This window comes from Allotamlana fucoidanivorans (assembly GCF_045788535.1).
GTDB lineage: Bacteria > Bacteroidota > Bacteroidia > Flavobacteriales > Flavobacteriaceae > Allotamlana > Allotamlana fucoidanivorans.
This window is the reverse complement of the sequence record NZ_CP074074.1, coordinates 3,813,851-3,828,372: the sequence shown is the minus strand read 5'-3', so window position 1 is coordinate 3,828,372 and position 14,522 is coordinate 3,813,851. Positions and strand designations below refer to the sequence as shown.

The window sequence follows — 14,522 nt, the reverse complement described above, 5'->3', positions numbered from 1 at the left end:
ATGAAACAGAACAAGTCATTTATTTACGTCGTAACACTTGTCGCAACGCTTGGTGGCTTGCTGTTTGGGTATGATACTGCGGTTATTTCAGGGGCTGAAAAATCTATACAATCTTTTTTAATTGATAGCCAAGGGCTAGGCTCTTTTGTACATGGCATGACCGTGTCTTCAGCACTTATTGGCTGTATTATTGGAGGAGCCATTTCAGGATTGGTTTCTTCTCGGTATGGTAGAAAAAATGCCTTAATCATTGCGGGTGTATTATTCTTATTGTCTGCTTTAGGTTCAGGAAATCCAGAATTTTTGTTTTTTGAAAAAGGAGTTCCTTCTATAGGTTTACTGTGGATATTTAATTTTTACCGTGTTATTGGTGGTATTGGTGTTGGTTTAGCCTCAGCAGTGTGTCCTATGTATATTGGTGAAATTGCGCCAGCCGATATTAGAGGAAAGTTGGTGTCCTTAAATCAGTTTGCCATTATTTTTGGTATGCTCGTAGTTTATTTTGTGAATTGGGGCATTGCAGACGGGCAAACCATAGAATGGATTAATGAGATTGGTTGGCGACGTATGTTTTTATCTGAAGCCATTCCAGCGTCCATTTTTGCCATACTGATGTTTTTTATGCCTGAAACACCAAGATATCTGGCGTTACAACATAAAGATGATAAAGCGCTTTCTATTTTGACACGTTTCAACGGACTTGATAAAGCAAAAGAAATTCTGGGCGATATTAAAAACTCGGTAGACTCTTCGGTTAAAGGAAAGCTATTTTCTTATGGTAAGGTTGTTATTATAGTAGGTGTTCTGCTGTCTGTTTTTCAGCAATTTGTAGGTATCAATGTGGCTTTGTACTATGCGCCTAGAATTTTTGAAAGTATGGGTGCGGCAAAAGATGCCTCCATGCTACAAACAATTATCATGGGGCTGGTTAATGTGATTTTTACCGTAGTGGCTATTTTAACGGTTGATAAATGGGGAAGAAAACCGTTATTAATCACTGGATCTATAGGTATGGCTGTTGGCATGATTGCTATTTCAATATTAGCTTTTCAAAACATTATTGGTATGGCAACCTTAGTATTTATTATCATTTACACGGCTTCGTTTATGATGAGTTGGGGTCCAATTTGTTGGGTGTTAATTGCTGAGATTTATCCCAATAAAATAAGAAGTCAGGCTATTGCCATTGCCGTAGCAGCACAATGGGCAGCAAACTTTTTTATCTCTTCAACCTATCCGCCCATGATGGAGTTTAGTAGTGGTGGCACCTATTTGTTTTATGGGGTAATGAGTGTCCTTTCGGCAATATTTGTTTGGAAAATGGTACCAGAAACAAAAGGAAAAACTTTGGAAGAAATGGAAAATATTTGGAAGAAGTAAAATAACAGCTTCCTACGAATTCGTCAAAAACAGGCTTAATCAGTTATGGTTGAGCTTTTTTTATTTAGGATGGTTCTATTTTAAAAAACATTTAATCTTTTATGGTCTTTAAATCAGCAAAATACACATTGGTGTAACTATCTGCATAATTTGTAACGTATTGTTTTTTAGTTAATTAAATTTTATTTTTGCCTTGAATAATGATTATAAATTTTCCGTTTCTGATTAATTAAATTAAAAGATTACGGGTAACACACAACGTATATGAATCAATTAAACGAAGTAAACAAACCTTATCCAAGGACATTTTCCCATGTTGGAATAACGGTGCCTAACTTAGAAGAAGCTGTAAAGTTTTACACCGAGGTTTTGGGGTTTTATGTGATTATGGAGCCTACAGAAGTTACTGAAGAAAATGAAACCGCTATTGGTAAAATGTGTATTGATGTATTTGGTAAGGGCTGGGGTAATTTTAGAATAGCGCATCTTTCTTCAGGTGATAAAATTGGTTTTGAATTGTTTGAATTTAAAGAGAGTAAAGATCTAAAACCAAATTTTGAGCCCTATAGATCGGGGTTGTTTCATTTTTCAATTCAAGATCCAGATGTTGAAGGATTATTGGAAAAAATTGTAGAAGCTGGTGGTAAGCAGCGTATGCCAATTAGAGAATATTACCCAGGGGAAAAGCCGTATAGAATGGTGTATGTAGAAGATCCGTTTGGAACAGTTTTCGAAATCTATTCACATTCTTACGAATTGCATTATTCAGCAGGAGCATACAAATGATTATTTGTGGCAAAATCTTCTCCCCATTTATTTAGTTCAAGAATAATGGGGAGAAGAGACTCGCCTTTAAAAGTTAAACTATATTCTACTTTTGGGGGTGTTACAGGATAAATTTTTCGTTTAACCAGGTCATCTTTTTCTAAAGCTCTAATAGAATAAGTAAACATTCTATTTGAAATATCTGTGATGCTCTTTTGCAATTCACCTGACCGTACGGGGCCATCTTTTAAATGAAATATTATTAGGCTTTTGTATTTATCACCAATTAAGTGTAATGTAAAAGCTAGCGAACAAGAAAAAGATTTGTTGCTATATTGAATACGTTCAGTTTTTGCCATAATGTTCATATTTGTTGAAAATCAAAAATAGCGGTTAGCAGGTAGTGGGTTTATTAATGGCATGTTAAAACTTCAGTTTAATTTCTTTGTACTGTCACGCTCAATCAAACTTGTTTTTACTATTTTGGTGACATAAGGTTTGTTTTCAGTCTCATTTTCTATGCGGTCAATAAGCATTTTTGCGGCGGTTTCCCCAATGTGTTTACCATGCTGGCTTATAGCTGAAATAGATGGCGATAAATATTGAAGTAGTTTGCCATTGGTAAAACAGGCAATAGACATGTCTTCTGGTATTTTATAGTCCATTTGTTTAATCAGTTTTAAAGCATTCACAGCCGAACTTTCCTCTAAACAAAGTAAGCCGTCAATGGTTTTGTCTGCTAAAACTATTTTTAAGGCTGTTTCAAAATCTTCATTTTTATGGATACGAACAATCAACTTTTCTTCAATACGCATGTCACATTCTTGAAGCGCTTTTTTATAGCCTTCTACGCGTAATTTTCCAACACTTAAATTGTCAATAACCGAAATAAGACCCACACGTTTACAGCCTGATAATATAAGATGTTTGGTTGCCTGAAAAGCACTTTCTAAATCATTAACAATTATTTTATCACACTCAATATCTTCTGAAATTCTATCAAACATCACCATAGGGATGCCTTCATTTAAGGTATTGGTGAGATGCTTATAGTTTTGTAAAACCTGAGTTTCTTCGGCTAAAGATATAATTAAGCCATCTAAGGAACCATGTTTTAATAAATCAATGGTTTTAACCTCTTTTTCGTATGATTCATTTGAAATACACGATACTAAGTGATAGCCTTTTTCAGAAGCGATATTTTCAATACCAACAAAAACTTTTGCAAAAAAAGAATTCATGATATTGGGTATTATAACCCCGATAGTTTTGGTGTTTTTGTTAAGTAGATTTAATGCTGTAACATTGGGTTTGTAATGATTAGATTTGGCGTAGTCTTGAATTTTTGTTTTTGTACTGGTACTTATTTCATGACTGTCTTTTAGCGCTTTTGAAACTGTAGCTATTGAAACCCCAAAATGCTGTGCAATATCTTTAAGTGTAATTCTTTTCTTCATTCAGATGAGTTAAAATAGTGCTACAAGTTATAATATTTAATTTAATAATTAATTTGATTAAATTGTCGAATGTAATTTTGTAACAAAACCAATAAATAATGAGTAAAACAGCACAAAATAAAGCTTTAACTCCAGAAGCGTTTGAAAACCTGAAGGTAAAAACACCTCCAACAAATAGTGCCGGATTTGGCGGGTTAAAGGCAGCTGTTACTCATGCGTTTAAATATATAAAGCCCTCACATCTTTTACAGATTTCACAACATATTAATCAAAAAGGAGGGTTTGACTGCCCAGGTTGCGCGTGGCCCGATCCTGATGATGAACGTTCCTCATTAGGAGAATACTGTGAAAATGGGTTAAAGGCTATGGCCGAAGAAATGCAGAATAAATTAATAGGACGCGACTTTTTTGCAACACATTCTATTGATGAACTATCGGGGTGGTCTGATTTTGAAATAGGAAAATCAGGACGCTTATCTGAGCCTATGTATATGGCAGAAGGAGCTTCACATTATATTCCCATTGCATGGGAAGATGCTTTTAAAAAAGTGGCCACACACTTAAATGCACTTAAAAACCCTGATGAGGCCATATTTTATACCTCGGGACGAACAACTAACGAAGCGGCTTTTTTATATCAATTGTTTGTAAGGGCGTTTGGTACATCAAATTTACCAGATTGTTCTAATATGTGCCATGAAGCTAGCGGATCTGCCTTATCAGAAACTTTAGGAATTGGAAAAGGATCGGTTACCCTTGATGATTTATATAAGGCCGATTTGGTTATGGTTATAGGCCAGAATCCTGCTACTAATCATCCTAGAATGTTAAGTGCCCTTGAAAAAACTAAAAAAAATGGCGGAAAAATAGTAGCCATTAATCCCTTACCAGAAGCGGGATTAATGAAATTCACAAATCCGCAGAAGCCATTAAAGTTACTTAGTGGCGGTACCAAGCTTTGTGACGTATTTGTACCCATCACCATTAATGGAGATGTAGCCTTTTTAAAGGCACTACTGTTAAAATTACTTGAAAAGGAAGAACAAACAGGTGCCGTTTTTGATAAAACGTTTATAAAAGAATATACAAGTGGATATGAGGCCTTTATTGCAGATTTAAAAACTTATGATTTTGAAACATGCTTAAAAGCTTCTGGAGTTTCAAAAGAGGTGTTTGAAGAGGTCTTAGAACTTGTTTTAAACAAGGAAAAAATTATCATTTGCTGGGCCATGGGATTAACACAGCACGAAAATGCAGTGGATAACATTCGTGAACTGGTAAACCTTTTGTTATTAAAAGGAAGTATAGGAAAAGAAGGCGCGGGTACTTGTCCGGTTCGTGGGCATTCTAATGTACAAGGCGATAGAACAGTTGGTATATGGGAGGCTGCACCGCAAGCTTTTTTAGATAAAATTGAGATAAAATACGGATTTAAACCCTCTGCTAAACATGGTTATTCTGTTATTGATGCCATTAAGGCCATGCATGAACATAAAGCAAAGGTGTTTTTGGGGTTAGGGGGCAATTTTATTTCGGCGGTTCCCGATACGGTTTATTCTGCCCAAGCTTTGGCGAGCTGTAATCTTACAGTTCATGTGAGTACCAAGTTGAACAGGTCTCACTTGGTTACTGGTAAAGAAGCGCTGATTTTACCTTGTTTAGGGCGGGCGGAAAAAGATTATCAGAAAACAGGTGTACAAATGCAGAGTGTTGAAAATTCTATGGGAGTGGTGTCTTCAACTAAAGGTGTCTTAGAACCCTGTTCAAAACATCTTTTAAGTGAGGTTGCAGTAGTTTGTGGAATAGCCCATGCTACTTTAAAAGACCGTACTCAAATAAATTGGTTGCTTTATAAAGAAGATTACGGTTTGGTGCGTTCAGATATTGCTGAAGTGGTTGAAGGGTTTACCAATTATAATGATAAGATAAAACAGCCTGGCGGATTTTACTTGCCCAATGGTGCTAGAAATAGAGAATTTAATACAAAAACAGGAAAGGCACAGTTCTCTATTAATATGTTGCCTAAATGGGAGTTAAAACCTGATGAACTCATTATGATGACTATACGTAGTCATGATCAGTTTAATACAACAATTTATGGACTGGATGACCGATATAGAGGCATTTTTAATGAAAGAAGGGTGATATTTTTGAATAGAGATGATATGAAACTACGTAGTTTGCAAGATCAAGACGTGGTAAATTTAAAGTCCGAATTTCAAGGGGTCATTCGAGAAGCACATCAATTTAAAGTAGTGGGCTATGATATTCCTAAAAGTTGTTGTGCTACGTATTTTCCAGAGGCCAATGTATTAGTGCCTTTAGGGAGTTACGCACATACGGCGAAGACGCCAGCTTCAAAAAGTGTAAAGATCACTATTGAAAAAGTTTAACATTTCGGTAAAAACTAAACCCTTTATTTTGCTATTAAGCAATTATTCTTCTAGCTATTTGAGAAATTAGTAATAATACATGTTTTACGTGATTTTTTCTTAGTTTTATAACTAAAAATAAGTATAAATACTTAGTTTTGTTTTCAAATACGTAATTTATGAAGCATATTATTGTAGTTGGAAACGGAATGGTTGGATACAAATTTTGCGAAAAATTTGCTGAAAAATCGGAAGCTAAAAACTTTAAGATCACGGTTTTTGGTGAGGAACCAAGACCCGCATATGATAGAGTTCATTTAAGTGAATTTTTTGAGAATCAGGATGCTAAAGCACTTGAAATGGCTCCGGCAGAATGGTATGCTGATAACAATATTGAACTTATCACTGGTGAACGCGTTTGTGATATTCATAGATCCAAGAAAACAATTACTACAGTCTCAGACCAAGAGTTTTCTTATGATTATTTGGTTTTGGCAACAGGATCCTCTGCATTTGTTCCGCCTATTAAAGGGGTTGAAAAGCAGGGTGTTTTTGTATATAGAACCATTGAAGACCTAGAAGGTATGCTGGCATATGCAGCTAAACTTAAAGAAGAAAAACCAAATGCGAAGGCCGCGGTATTGGGTGGTGGTTTATTAGGATTGGAAGCGGGTAAAGCGGTTAAAGATATGGGCTTAGAACCTCATATTGTTGAGTTTGCTAACAAATTAATGCCGAGACAACTTGATTTGAGAAGTAGTCAGGTATTGCAATTAAAATTAGAATCTATAGGATTAAATATTCATTTGAGTAAGGCTACCAACCAAATATTGGGTGATAAGTTTATTACGGGAATGGAGTTTGGAGAAGATGATGTGCTTGATGTTGATATGCTGGTTATTTCGGCAGGAATAAGACCTCGTGATGAGTTAGGAAAAACCTGTGGTTTAGACATGGGCGTTCGTGGCGGTATTGTGGTTAATAATAAGATGCAAACATCTGATGAAAATATTTATGCCATTGGAGAAATTGCACTTTACAATCAAATGATTTATGGCCTTGTAGCGCCTGGTTATGATATGGCTGCGGTTGCTGTTGATCAAATTATTGGTAAAACGGAAACATTAATGCCTGAGGATATAGATATGTCTACCAAATTGAAACTTATTGGTGTTGATGTAGCTAGTTTTGGAGAACCGTTTATGCCAGCATCAAAAGGGCATTCTATTATTTTTGAAAATAAAACGCAATATTTATATAAACGAATTAATGTAAGCCATGATGGTAAACGCTTACTAGGAGGTATTCTTGTCGGCGATGCAACCGATTATAATATGTTGCACCAAATATACCTAAATGGTATGGCTATCCCAGAGGATCCATCGCAGCTTATCTTGCCAGCAAGTGAGGGCGGTGCGTCATTTGGAAGTGTGTTAGATTTACCAGATACAGCTCAGGTTTGTTCTTGTGAGAGTGTAAGTAAAGGTGATATTTGTTGTTCTTTAACTGAAGGCGAGAGCAATAATTTAAGTGATGTGATTGAAAAAACCAAAGCAACCTCTGGTTGTGGAGGCTGTAAACCTATGGTGGTTGATTTAGTTAATGAAACCCTAAAATCACTAGGGAAAGAGGTTAGAGAAGTGCTTTGTGAGCATTTTAATTTTAACAGACAAGAGCTTTATGATTTAATAAAGGTTAATAAGGTGGCCGATTATGAAGAGGCTTTAAATTTATTTGGAGAAGGTCATGGTTGTGAAATTTGTAAGCCTGCTTTAGCTTCTATTTTTGCCACCATTACCATGGAAACACCTAATCGACAGCCTGGTATTCAAGATACTAACGATAGATTTTTGGCTAACATTCAGCGTAATGGTACATATTCAGTGGTACCTAGAGTTGCTGGTGGGGAAATTACACCAGATCAACTGATCGTCATTGGTGAAGTGGCTAAAAAATATGATTTATATACCAAAATTACTGGTGGTCAAAGAATAGATTTATTTGGAGCACAAATTCATGAATTACCTATGATTTGGAAAGAGTTGATTGATGCTGGTTTTGAAAGTGGTCATGCTTACGGAAAATCATTAAGAACCGTTAAAAGTTGTGTAGGATCTACCTGGTGTCGATACGGTATGCATGAGAGCGTGACCTTTGCAATTGATATTGAAAATAGGTATAAAGGCTTACGTTCACCACATAAATTAAAAGGGGGCGTTTCAGGATGTATTAGAGAATGTGCTGAGGCCAGAGGTAAAGATTTTGGATTAATAGCTGTTGATGGTGGGTGGAATTTATATGTATGCGGTAACGGAGGTGCTACCCCAAAGCATGCTATACTACTGGCAGAGCAGTTAGATGATGAAACTGCTGTAAAATACTTAGATCGATTTTTAATGTACTACATACGTACGGCGGCTCCATTAATGCGAACAGCACCTTGGTTAGAAAAACTTGAAGGTGGTATAGAGTATTTAAAACAGGTGGTGATTGAAGATTCTTTAGGGATTGCCGAAGAGCTTGAAAACGAAATGCAAGGTTTAGTTAACAAATATGAGTGTGAATGGAAACAAGCTATTGAAAATCCTGAGATGATGAAACGTTTTAAACACTTTGTAAACTCTGATGATACGGATGATAATTTAGTGTTTGTGCCTATGCGTGAGCAAAAAATGCCAAAGGCTTGGAGTTAAACACCTGCTATAGCAAATAGGCTGCGTTAGGGATTGAAGCGGCATCCTTTTTTGAGGAAGGAAAAAAAGATATAGCGAAAAGCCTGACCCTTGGGTAACGCTAAAAAAAGAATAACGGATACAAATTTTAAAGATATGCAAGAAATACTTAGTCGATACGAAACGGTTACAGAAGATGCCGTAAACGAATGGTTTAGAGTGGGGGAAGCCACTGATTTTCCAGAAAATAGCGGCGCCTGTATTAAGTATAAAAACAAGCAAATAGCTGTTTATAATTTTTCTAGAATAGGAAAATGGTACGCTACTCAAAATTTGTGCCCGCATAAAATGGAAATGGTGCTTTCTTTGGGAATGATAGGTGATAAAGATGATATTCCTAAAGTAGCTTGCCCCATGCATAAAAAGAACTTTTCTTTAGAAGATGGAAGTGGTTTAGGAGGTAATGATTTAAAAATAGCAACTTATCCTGTTAAAATTGAAAACGGAAATGTGTATATTGGCTTTTCGGATTAACGAATAGACCAAAATACATAAAAATGAAGCCGACAAGATTTGAAACCGCAATAGCTTTAATTGATAAAGCCAATTCTGAAGATATAAATACATACCAAGTTGCGGGTATGGACTACCCTAAAGAGTTATTATACTCGCAGCGTATGACACGCAAATTATTACAGTTTGAGCCTAATGCTTCAAAGGCGTTACAAATTGCAGCAAGAGCACAGCATATATGCCGTTGGAAAATTGCGCGTGATGAATATCCAATGGATAGGGTGGGCTATTTAAAATGGCGTGAAACCCTAAAAAAGATGCATGCTGATTTAACGGCCGATATCTTAAAATCGGTAGGCTATGATGATCAGTTTATTGATAGAGTAAAAGCTATTATTCTTAAAAAACTGATTAAGAAAAATGAAGAATCACAAACACTTGAAGATACCATATGCTTGGTGTTTTTAGATTATTATTTTGAGGAGTTTGCAGATAAGCATAACGACGAAAAGATTATTGATATTCTTAAAAAAACCTGGGTTAAAATGTCTGATAAAGGGCACGAAGCAGCTTTAAAGCTTCCGTATTCAGATAAAAGTTTGGCCTTGGTAAAACAAGCTATTTCTTAAATGTAGGCCAATGACAAAAAACAGTAATTCATTAGACCAAAGTACGTTTGATAAATTACGCAGTTTATATGTTCTTGCCTTAAGTACTATTGCGGTATCAGTTATAGTAAGTCAAATTTTAATACGAACACATCTTAGTAGGCAAGAGAGCGACTCTACGGTTATAAATGTAGCTGGGAGACAACGTATGCTAAGTCAGAAGTTAACTAAGGATATCGTCTCAATTGCTTCAGAAACCAATTTTCAAAGAAAGGTTGAGTTAAAAGATAAGATTAAAGAAACCTTGCATCTTTGGGAATTGTCGCACGTGGCCTTGCAGTATGGCAATGATAGTTTAGGGTTACCTAAAACCAATAGTAAGGTAGTAACTTCAAAGTTTAAACTAATCAATCCTATTTTTGATACCATTAGCTTGGCTTCTAAGGCTATTATTGAAAAGATTGAAAACGTACCACCGCTTCCGCTAGAGGCCTACATGGCGGATATAAATAAGGTAACGAGTCATGAAGCGGCTTTTTTGACATTGATGGATGATATTGTGAATCAATATGATTTAGAGGCCGATGAAAAAGTAGAGTGGTTAAGAAAGTTAGAGCTATGGCTTACAGCTTTAACCTTGATTATTTTGTTGGGTGAATTTTTATTCATTTTTTGGCCTGCGGCAAAATCGGTAAAATCTATTCTGGCCGATTTGTTGTTGGCAGAAAGTCGCGCTAAGAAAATGGCTTTTGATGCTGATATATTAAGTGCAGCAAAAGAAAAATCTATTAGAGAGCTGAGAGCTTTAAGTCGCGCCATGGATGACACTCTATTATTTGCCAGAATTTTACCAAATGGGAGTGTGGTACATATGGGGAATAAATTTTCAAGGTTATTTAATTATTCAAAATTTAATGATAATGTGTTGTTTTGGAATGTGATTTCTCCCAATGAAAATGAAAGAGTGGTTATTGAAGATTTGATAGTGAAGCATAAAAAAACGGGATGGCAAGGTGAGGTTAAAGCAGGAACTAAAGAAGGTAAAGATATTTGGTTAGAGTTAGCAATGATTCCTTATACCCCAACAGAAGAAAAATCTGAATTGTTAATCATAGCCTCTGAAATAACAGATCGAAAGAAAGCACAAATTGAAATTGATAGGTTGACTACAAAAAGCTTTGAGGAAAAGATGAGTCAGCAGAAAATTATTTCAAGTAAAATCATTGAAAATCAGGAGAAAGAACAGAATAGGATAGCCAAAGATGTTCACGATGGCATTGGCCAAATGCTCACTGGTTTAAAATATAACTTAGAAAGCATTGATGCCAATGATGTAAAAAAAGCTGCTGCTAAAATTGAACATTTAAAGGAGCTAACGTCAAACATTATCAAAGGGGTTAGAACAGCAACTTTTAATCTTACACCGCCAGAACTAACAGATCATGGTATTGTACCAGCTATTATAAAGCTAACACATGAGTTAAGCAGACTTACAGGAAAAGAAATTGTATTTTTCAATAAAACAGACTTTAATCAACGATTAGATTCACTTACTGAGATTAATATATATCGTATCACTCAAGAAGCCATAAATAATGCCATTAAGTATGCTGAATCTACGCATATCATTGTATCCTTATCACATAGTAAAAATATATTGAGCTTGGTAGTTGATGATAATGGTAAGGGGTTTGATCCTAGGACCATAAAGCGCATAAAAACAGGTGATGGAGGAATGGGTATGACCTTTATGCGTGAGCGCATCAATTATATTGGAGGACGTTTGTTTCTAACGTCTGAAGAAGGAAAAGGGACACGTGTAACACTTAATATTCCTTTAAATGAATAAAACACAACGAACATTAATTAGTTCAGGCTCTACATTTGAAAAGGAGATTGGATATTCAAGAGCTGTTGTTCAGGGTGATTGGGTGTTTGTGTCTGGCACAACAGGGTATAATTATACTAATATGACCATTAGTAATGATATTGTTAAGCAGACCGAACAATGCATTTTAAACATTAAAGAGGTACTCGAACAAGCAGAAAGTTCTTTACAGGATATTGTACGGGTCTCTTACATTTTACCCAATGCTGATGATTTTAAGAAATGCTGGCCTGTTTTAAAGAAATATTTTGGAACGGTAAAGCCAGCAGCAACTATGATTTCTGCGGGATTAGCTAATGATAACATGCTGATTGAGATAGAAGTAACAGCCCTTAAAAGATAAAATAAGTAGTATTACTTAATTTTATTACTTTTGCAGATATAATTTGAACCGTATGGATGTAATAAATGTTGTACTTGCTGATGATCACGTGTTAGTACGTGATGGTATTAAAGCATTGTTAGAAGACCAATCAGGTGTCGTGGTTATTGATGAAGCTTCTAATGGAAAAGAGGCTATAGATATTGTTGATAAAAATAGACCTCATGTTTTAATTGTAGATATCAGGATGCCAGAAATGAATGGTATTGAGGTAGTAGGTGAGGTTAAAAAGCACTATCATGATGTGAAAACATTGGTGCTATCTATGCACGATTCAGAGGAATATGTGATTCAAGCTATACAAGCTGGAGCAGATGGGTATTTGTTGAAAGGAGCTAGTAAGGAAGAGTTTTTAAAAGCTTTGAATAAGGTAGCTTCCGGAGGTAAATATTTTACAGGTGATGTTTCTGCTATTATCATGAACAATTTTGTAAATGGTAATACCAGTACCGCTGTAGATGCAAAAGTAGAAGTAAAAGAGAAGATCCGTTTAAGCTTACTAAGCGTGAAAAGCAAATATTGGCTTTGGTGCTCCAGTTAAAAAATAATAAAGACATTGCTGAAGAATTAAAAATTAGTAAAAGAACAGCCGAAGTACATCGATTTAATCTCATGAAAAAAATGGATGTTAAAAATTTAATGGAGCTTAGTAATAAGGCCAAAGAATTTCAGTTAATCTAATCAACTTCACCTTCTCTGTTTTTTTTAAGCAAATACTTTTTTATCAAGCATGTATTTGTCCTTGTATTCTAGTCAATTTTAAGTAAGTCACTGCCAAAATAAGGAGGTTTACGTATGATTCAAGAGTTTTTACAACATTAAATTCTTAAAATCGCATTAATTTTAAATCATATTTTATCAAATAGTTAAAATGAGACTTCTAAAATTATCAACCTCACATTTTTTCCTACTTACTTAATTTTTTGTAAGCATAAATTAAGTATTAATACGTAGATTTGTACGTATAAAAGTACTTGATTATGAATACTACAGCACAAACTAAGTCTACAACATTAAATTTGTTAAATCTGAAAAACGTTTCAATACGCACCTTTTGGATTACCGCCATTTCCTTTTTTCTTTGCTTTTTTGCATGGTTTGGTATAGTACCATTTATGCCAGATGTGGTTAAAGATTTGGGTTTAACGCCAGACCAGAAATGGAATTCTATTATCCTTGCCGTGTCAGGAACAGTATTTGCCCGGTTACTTATTGGTAAATTATGTGATAAGTATGGGCCAAGATTATGTTACACTTGGTTGCTTATGCTAGGCGCTATTCCTGTAATTTTATGTGGATTGGTGCAAACGCCGTTACAATTTTTAACATGCAGATTGTTTATTGGTTTTATTGGCGCCTCTTTTGTTATAACTCAGGTACACACTTCTTTAATGTTTGCGCCAAATATAGTGGGGACAGCTAATGCTACTTCAGCAGGCTGGGGAAATCTTGGCGGAGGAGCCAATAGATTAGGTATGCCAATTATTGCAGCCGCTGTTGTTGGTTTTGGAGTTGCCGAAGGAGAGGCCTGGAGATACTCTATGGTTATAGCGGGTATAGTTTGTTTTGTTATGGGTATTGTGTATTATTTTTTCACCCAAGATACACCTCAGGGCAATTTTAAAGATTTGAAAGCTTCAGGAATTGAAATAGAAAAGAAGAAAGATCAAGTTGGTTTTGCTACCGTTTTAAAAGATTATAGAACATGGATATTATTTTTAGTATATGCCTCTTGCTTTGGTATTGAATTGACGGTATATGGTACTATGGATGATTATTTACAAAATACATTTCAGCTTGAGCGTGTAACCGCTGGAAATATAGTGTTGTCTTTTGCACTTATGAATATATTTGCCAGAACTTTAGGTGGTTTCTTTGGCGATAAATTTGGAAAATTAAAAGGGTTACGAGGTAGAGTATTGTTCTTATCTGGTATTCTTGCTGTTCAAGGCGCTATGTTGATGACCTTCTCAACAACTACTAGTGTTGTTGTTGGTATCGCATTTTTAATATTATTTAGTTTATCAGTTCAAATGGCTGAGGGAGCTACATTTTCTGTGGTGCCATTTATAAACAAAAAAGCAATTGGATCTGTTTCTGGTATAGTTGGGGCTGGAGGTAATGTAGGGGCATTTTTAGCTGCTATGTTATTAAAATCACAATCGGCTGTAGCCGAAAAAACAGCTATTGCAGCAAATCAGGGTTTAGGTGAAGAAGCCATAAAAGCTGCACAATCTGCAGCTTCAGCTACCGCAGTGTCTAGTGGGTATTTCATAATTGGTGCCATAGTGGTTGTAACTGCGGTAGTTTCTTTAGCTATTCGTTTTTCAAGTGAAGATGAAAGTGTGGCCGCTAATGATGCAAATGTTAGAGCAGAAGACTTAGTGCCAGTAAAAGTAAAAAGCTAAATTTAAACATTGATTTTTATTAAATCTGGAAAATAGAGAATCAATTTTATAGTATTCAGAATAATGAATGAACCATT

Annotated in this window: 13 protein-coding genes; 11 read left to right on the top strand and 2 right to left on the bottom strand. The window is 35.4% G+C overall.

Annotated features, from left to right (window positions below):
• Both xylE and KFZ70_RS16300 read left to right on the top strand, forming a co-directional pair.
• Window positions 1–1,380: a D-xylose transporter XylE gene (gene xylE / locus KFZ70_RS16305; RefSeq protein WP_139698204.1), complete on the top strand. Its 1,380-nt coding sequence runs from the start codon at window positions 1–3 to the stop codon at window positions 1,378–1,380.
• A 264-nt stretch (window positions 1,381–1,644) separates the two neighbouring features.
• Entirely contained in the window at window positions 1,645–2,166 is a 522-nt protein-coding gene (locus KFZ70_RS16300) for a lactoylglutathione lyase family protein (RefSeq protein WP_139698205.1), read from the top strand.
• Here the strand turns inward: KFZ70_RS16300 and KFZ70_RS16295 are convergent.
• Together KFZ70_RS16295 and KFZ70_RS16290 are read right to left on the bottom strand one after the other, a co-directional pair.
• Window positions 2,142–2,504: a helix-turn-helix domain-containing protein gene (locus KFZ70_RS16295; RefSeq protein ID WP_139698206.1), complete on the bottom strand. Its 363-nt coding sequence runs from the start codon at window positions 2,502–2,504 to the stop codon at window positions 2,142–2,144. The two genes, KFZ70_RS16300 and KFZ70_RS16295, sit on opposite strands and share 25 nt — an antisense overlap.
• Before the next feature lie 72 nt (window positions 2,505–2,576).
• Complete coding sequence (locus KFZ70_RS16290) at window positions 2,577–3,602, bottom strand: LacI family DNA-binding transcriptional regulator (RefSeq protein ID WP_139698207.1); 1,026 nt, start codon at window positions 3,600–3,602, stop codon at window positions 2,577–2,579.
• A 98-nt stretch (window positions 3,603–3,700) separates the two neighbouring features.
• On the opposite strand from KFZ70_RS16290, the gene KFZ70_RS16285 reads away from it, so the two are divergent.
• The 9 genes from KFZ70_RS16285 to KFZ70_RS16245 all read left to right on the top strand — a co-directional run bounded on the left by KFZ70_RS16285 (window position 3,701) and on the right by KFZ70_RS16245 (window position 14,445).
• On the top strand, window positions 3,701–5,995 hold the full coding sequence (locus KFZ70_RS16285; protein WP_139698208.1) for an FdhF/YdeP family oxidoreductase: 2,295 nt from the start codon (window positions 3,701–3,703) through the stop codon (window positions 5,993–5,995).
• A gap of 158 nt (window positions 5,996–6,153) precedes the next feature.
• On the top strand, window positions 6,154–8,667 hold the full coding sequence (nirB, locus tag KFZ70_RS16280) for a nitrite reductase large subunit NirB (RefSeq protein ID WP_139698209.1): 2,514 nt from the start codon (window positions 6,154–6,156) through the stop codon (window positions 8,665–8,667).
• Between the two features lie 135 nt (window positions 8,668–8,802).
• Window positions 8,803–9,180 carry a nitrite reductase small subunit NirD gene (gene nirD / locus KFZ70_RS16275; RefSeq protein ID WP_139698210.1) on the top strand — a complete coding sequence of 126 codons (378 nt, stop codon included), beginning with the start codon at window positions 8,803–8,805 and terminating at the stop codon, window positions 9,178–9,180.
• Between the two features lie 23 nt (window positions 9,181–9,203).
• Entirely contained in the window at window positions 9,204–9,788 is a 585-nt protein-coding gene (locus KFZ70_RS16270) for a DUF4202 domain-containing protein (protein ID WP_139698211.1), read from the top strand.
• 10 nt (window positions 9,789–9,798) lie between these two features.
• Window positions 9,799–11,616, top strand: coding sequence for an ATP-binding protein (locus KFZ70_RS16265; protein ID WP_139698212.1), 1,818 nt, complete (start codon window positions 9,799–9,801; stop codon window positions 11,614–11,616).
• Window positions 11,609–11,998, top strand: a complete 390-nt coding sequence (locus KFZ70_RS16260; RefSeq protein ID WP_139698213.1) for a RidA family protein — start codon at window positions 11,609–11,611, stop codon at window positions 11,996–11,998. Before KFZ70_RS16265 ends, KFZ70_RS16260 begins: the two co-directional genes overlap by 8 nt.
• 52 nt (window positions 11,999–12,050) lie before the next feature.
• Window positions 12,051–12,578: a response regulator transcription factor gene (locus tag KFZ70_RS16255; RefSeq protein ID WP_407515742.1), complete on the top strand. Its 528-nt coding sequence runs from the start codon at window positions 12,051–12,053 to the stop codon at window positions 12,576–12,578.
• Window positions 12,566–12,718, top strand: coding sequence for a LuxR C-terminal-related transcriptional regulator (locus KFZ70_RS16250; RefSeq protein WP_407515741.1), 153 nt, complete (start codon window positions 12,566–12,568; stop codon window positions 12,716–12,718). The genes KFZ70_RS16255 and KFZ70_RS16250 overlap by 13 nt, the downstream gene beginning before the upstream one ends.
• Before the next feature lie 299 nt (window positions 12,719–13,017).
• The gene (locus tag KFZ70_RS16245) at window positions 13,018–14,445 is read left to right on the top strand and encodes an MFS transporter (protein WP_139698215.1); all 1,428 of its coding nucleotides are present in this window, start codon (window positions 13,018–13,020) and stop codon (window positions 14,443–14,445) included.
• Window positions 14,446–14,522 lie beyond the last annotated feature (77 nt).

Bases quoted from the DNA above. Each gene is read 5' to 3' on its own strand.
- KFZ70_RS16300 (WP_139698205.1), top strand. From the start codon at position 1,645: ATGAATCAATTAAACGAAGTAAACAAACCTTATCCAAGGACATTTTCC.
- nirD (WP_139698210.1), top strand. From the start codon at position 8,803: ATGCAAGAAATACTTAGTCGATACGAAACGGTTACAGAAGATGCCGTA.
- KFZ70_RS16245 (WP_139698215.1), top strand. From the start codon at position 13,018: ATGAATACTACAGCACAAACTAAGTCTACAACATTAAATTTGTTAAAT.
- xylE (WP_139698204.1), top strand. From the start codon at position 1: ATGAAACAGAACAAGTCATTTATTTACGTCGTAACACTTGTCGCAACG.
- nirB (WP_139698209.1), top strand. From the start codon at position 6,154: ATGAAGCATATTATTGTAGTTGGAAACGGAATGGTTGGATACAAATTT.
- KFZ70_RS16255 (WP_407515742.1), top strand. From the start codon at position 12,051: ATGGATGTAATAAATGTTGTACTTGCTGATGATCACGTGTTAGTACGT.
- KFZ70_RS16270 (WP_139698211.1), top strand. From the start codon at position 9,204: ATGAAGCCGACAAGATTTGAAACCGCAATAGCTTTAATTGATAAAGCC.
- KFZ70_RS16295 (WP_139698206.1), bottom strand. From the start codon at position 2,504: ATGGCAAAAACTGAACGTATTCAATATAGCAACAAATCTTTTTCTTGT.
- KFZ70_RS16290 (WP_139698207.1), bottom strand. From the start codon at position 3,602: ATGAAGAAAAGAATTACACTTAAAGATATTGCACAGCATTTTGGGGTT.
- KFZ70_RS16265 (WP_139698212.1), top strand. From the start codon at position 9,799: ATGACAAAAAACAGTAATTCATTAGACCAAAGTACGTTTGATAAATTA.
- KFZ70_RS16260 (WP_139698213.1), top strand. From the start codon at position 11,609: ATGAATAAAACACAACGAACATTAATTAGTTCAGGCTCTACATTTGAA.
- KFZ70_RS16285 (WP_139698208.1), top strand. From the start codon at position 3,701: ATGAGTAAAACAGCACAAAATAAAGCTTTAACTCCAGAAGCGTTTGAA.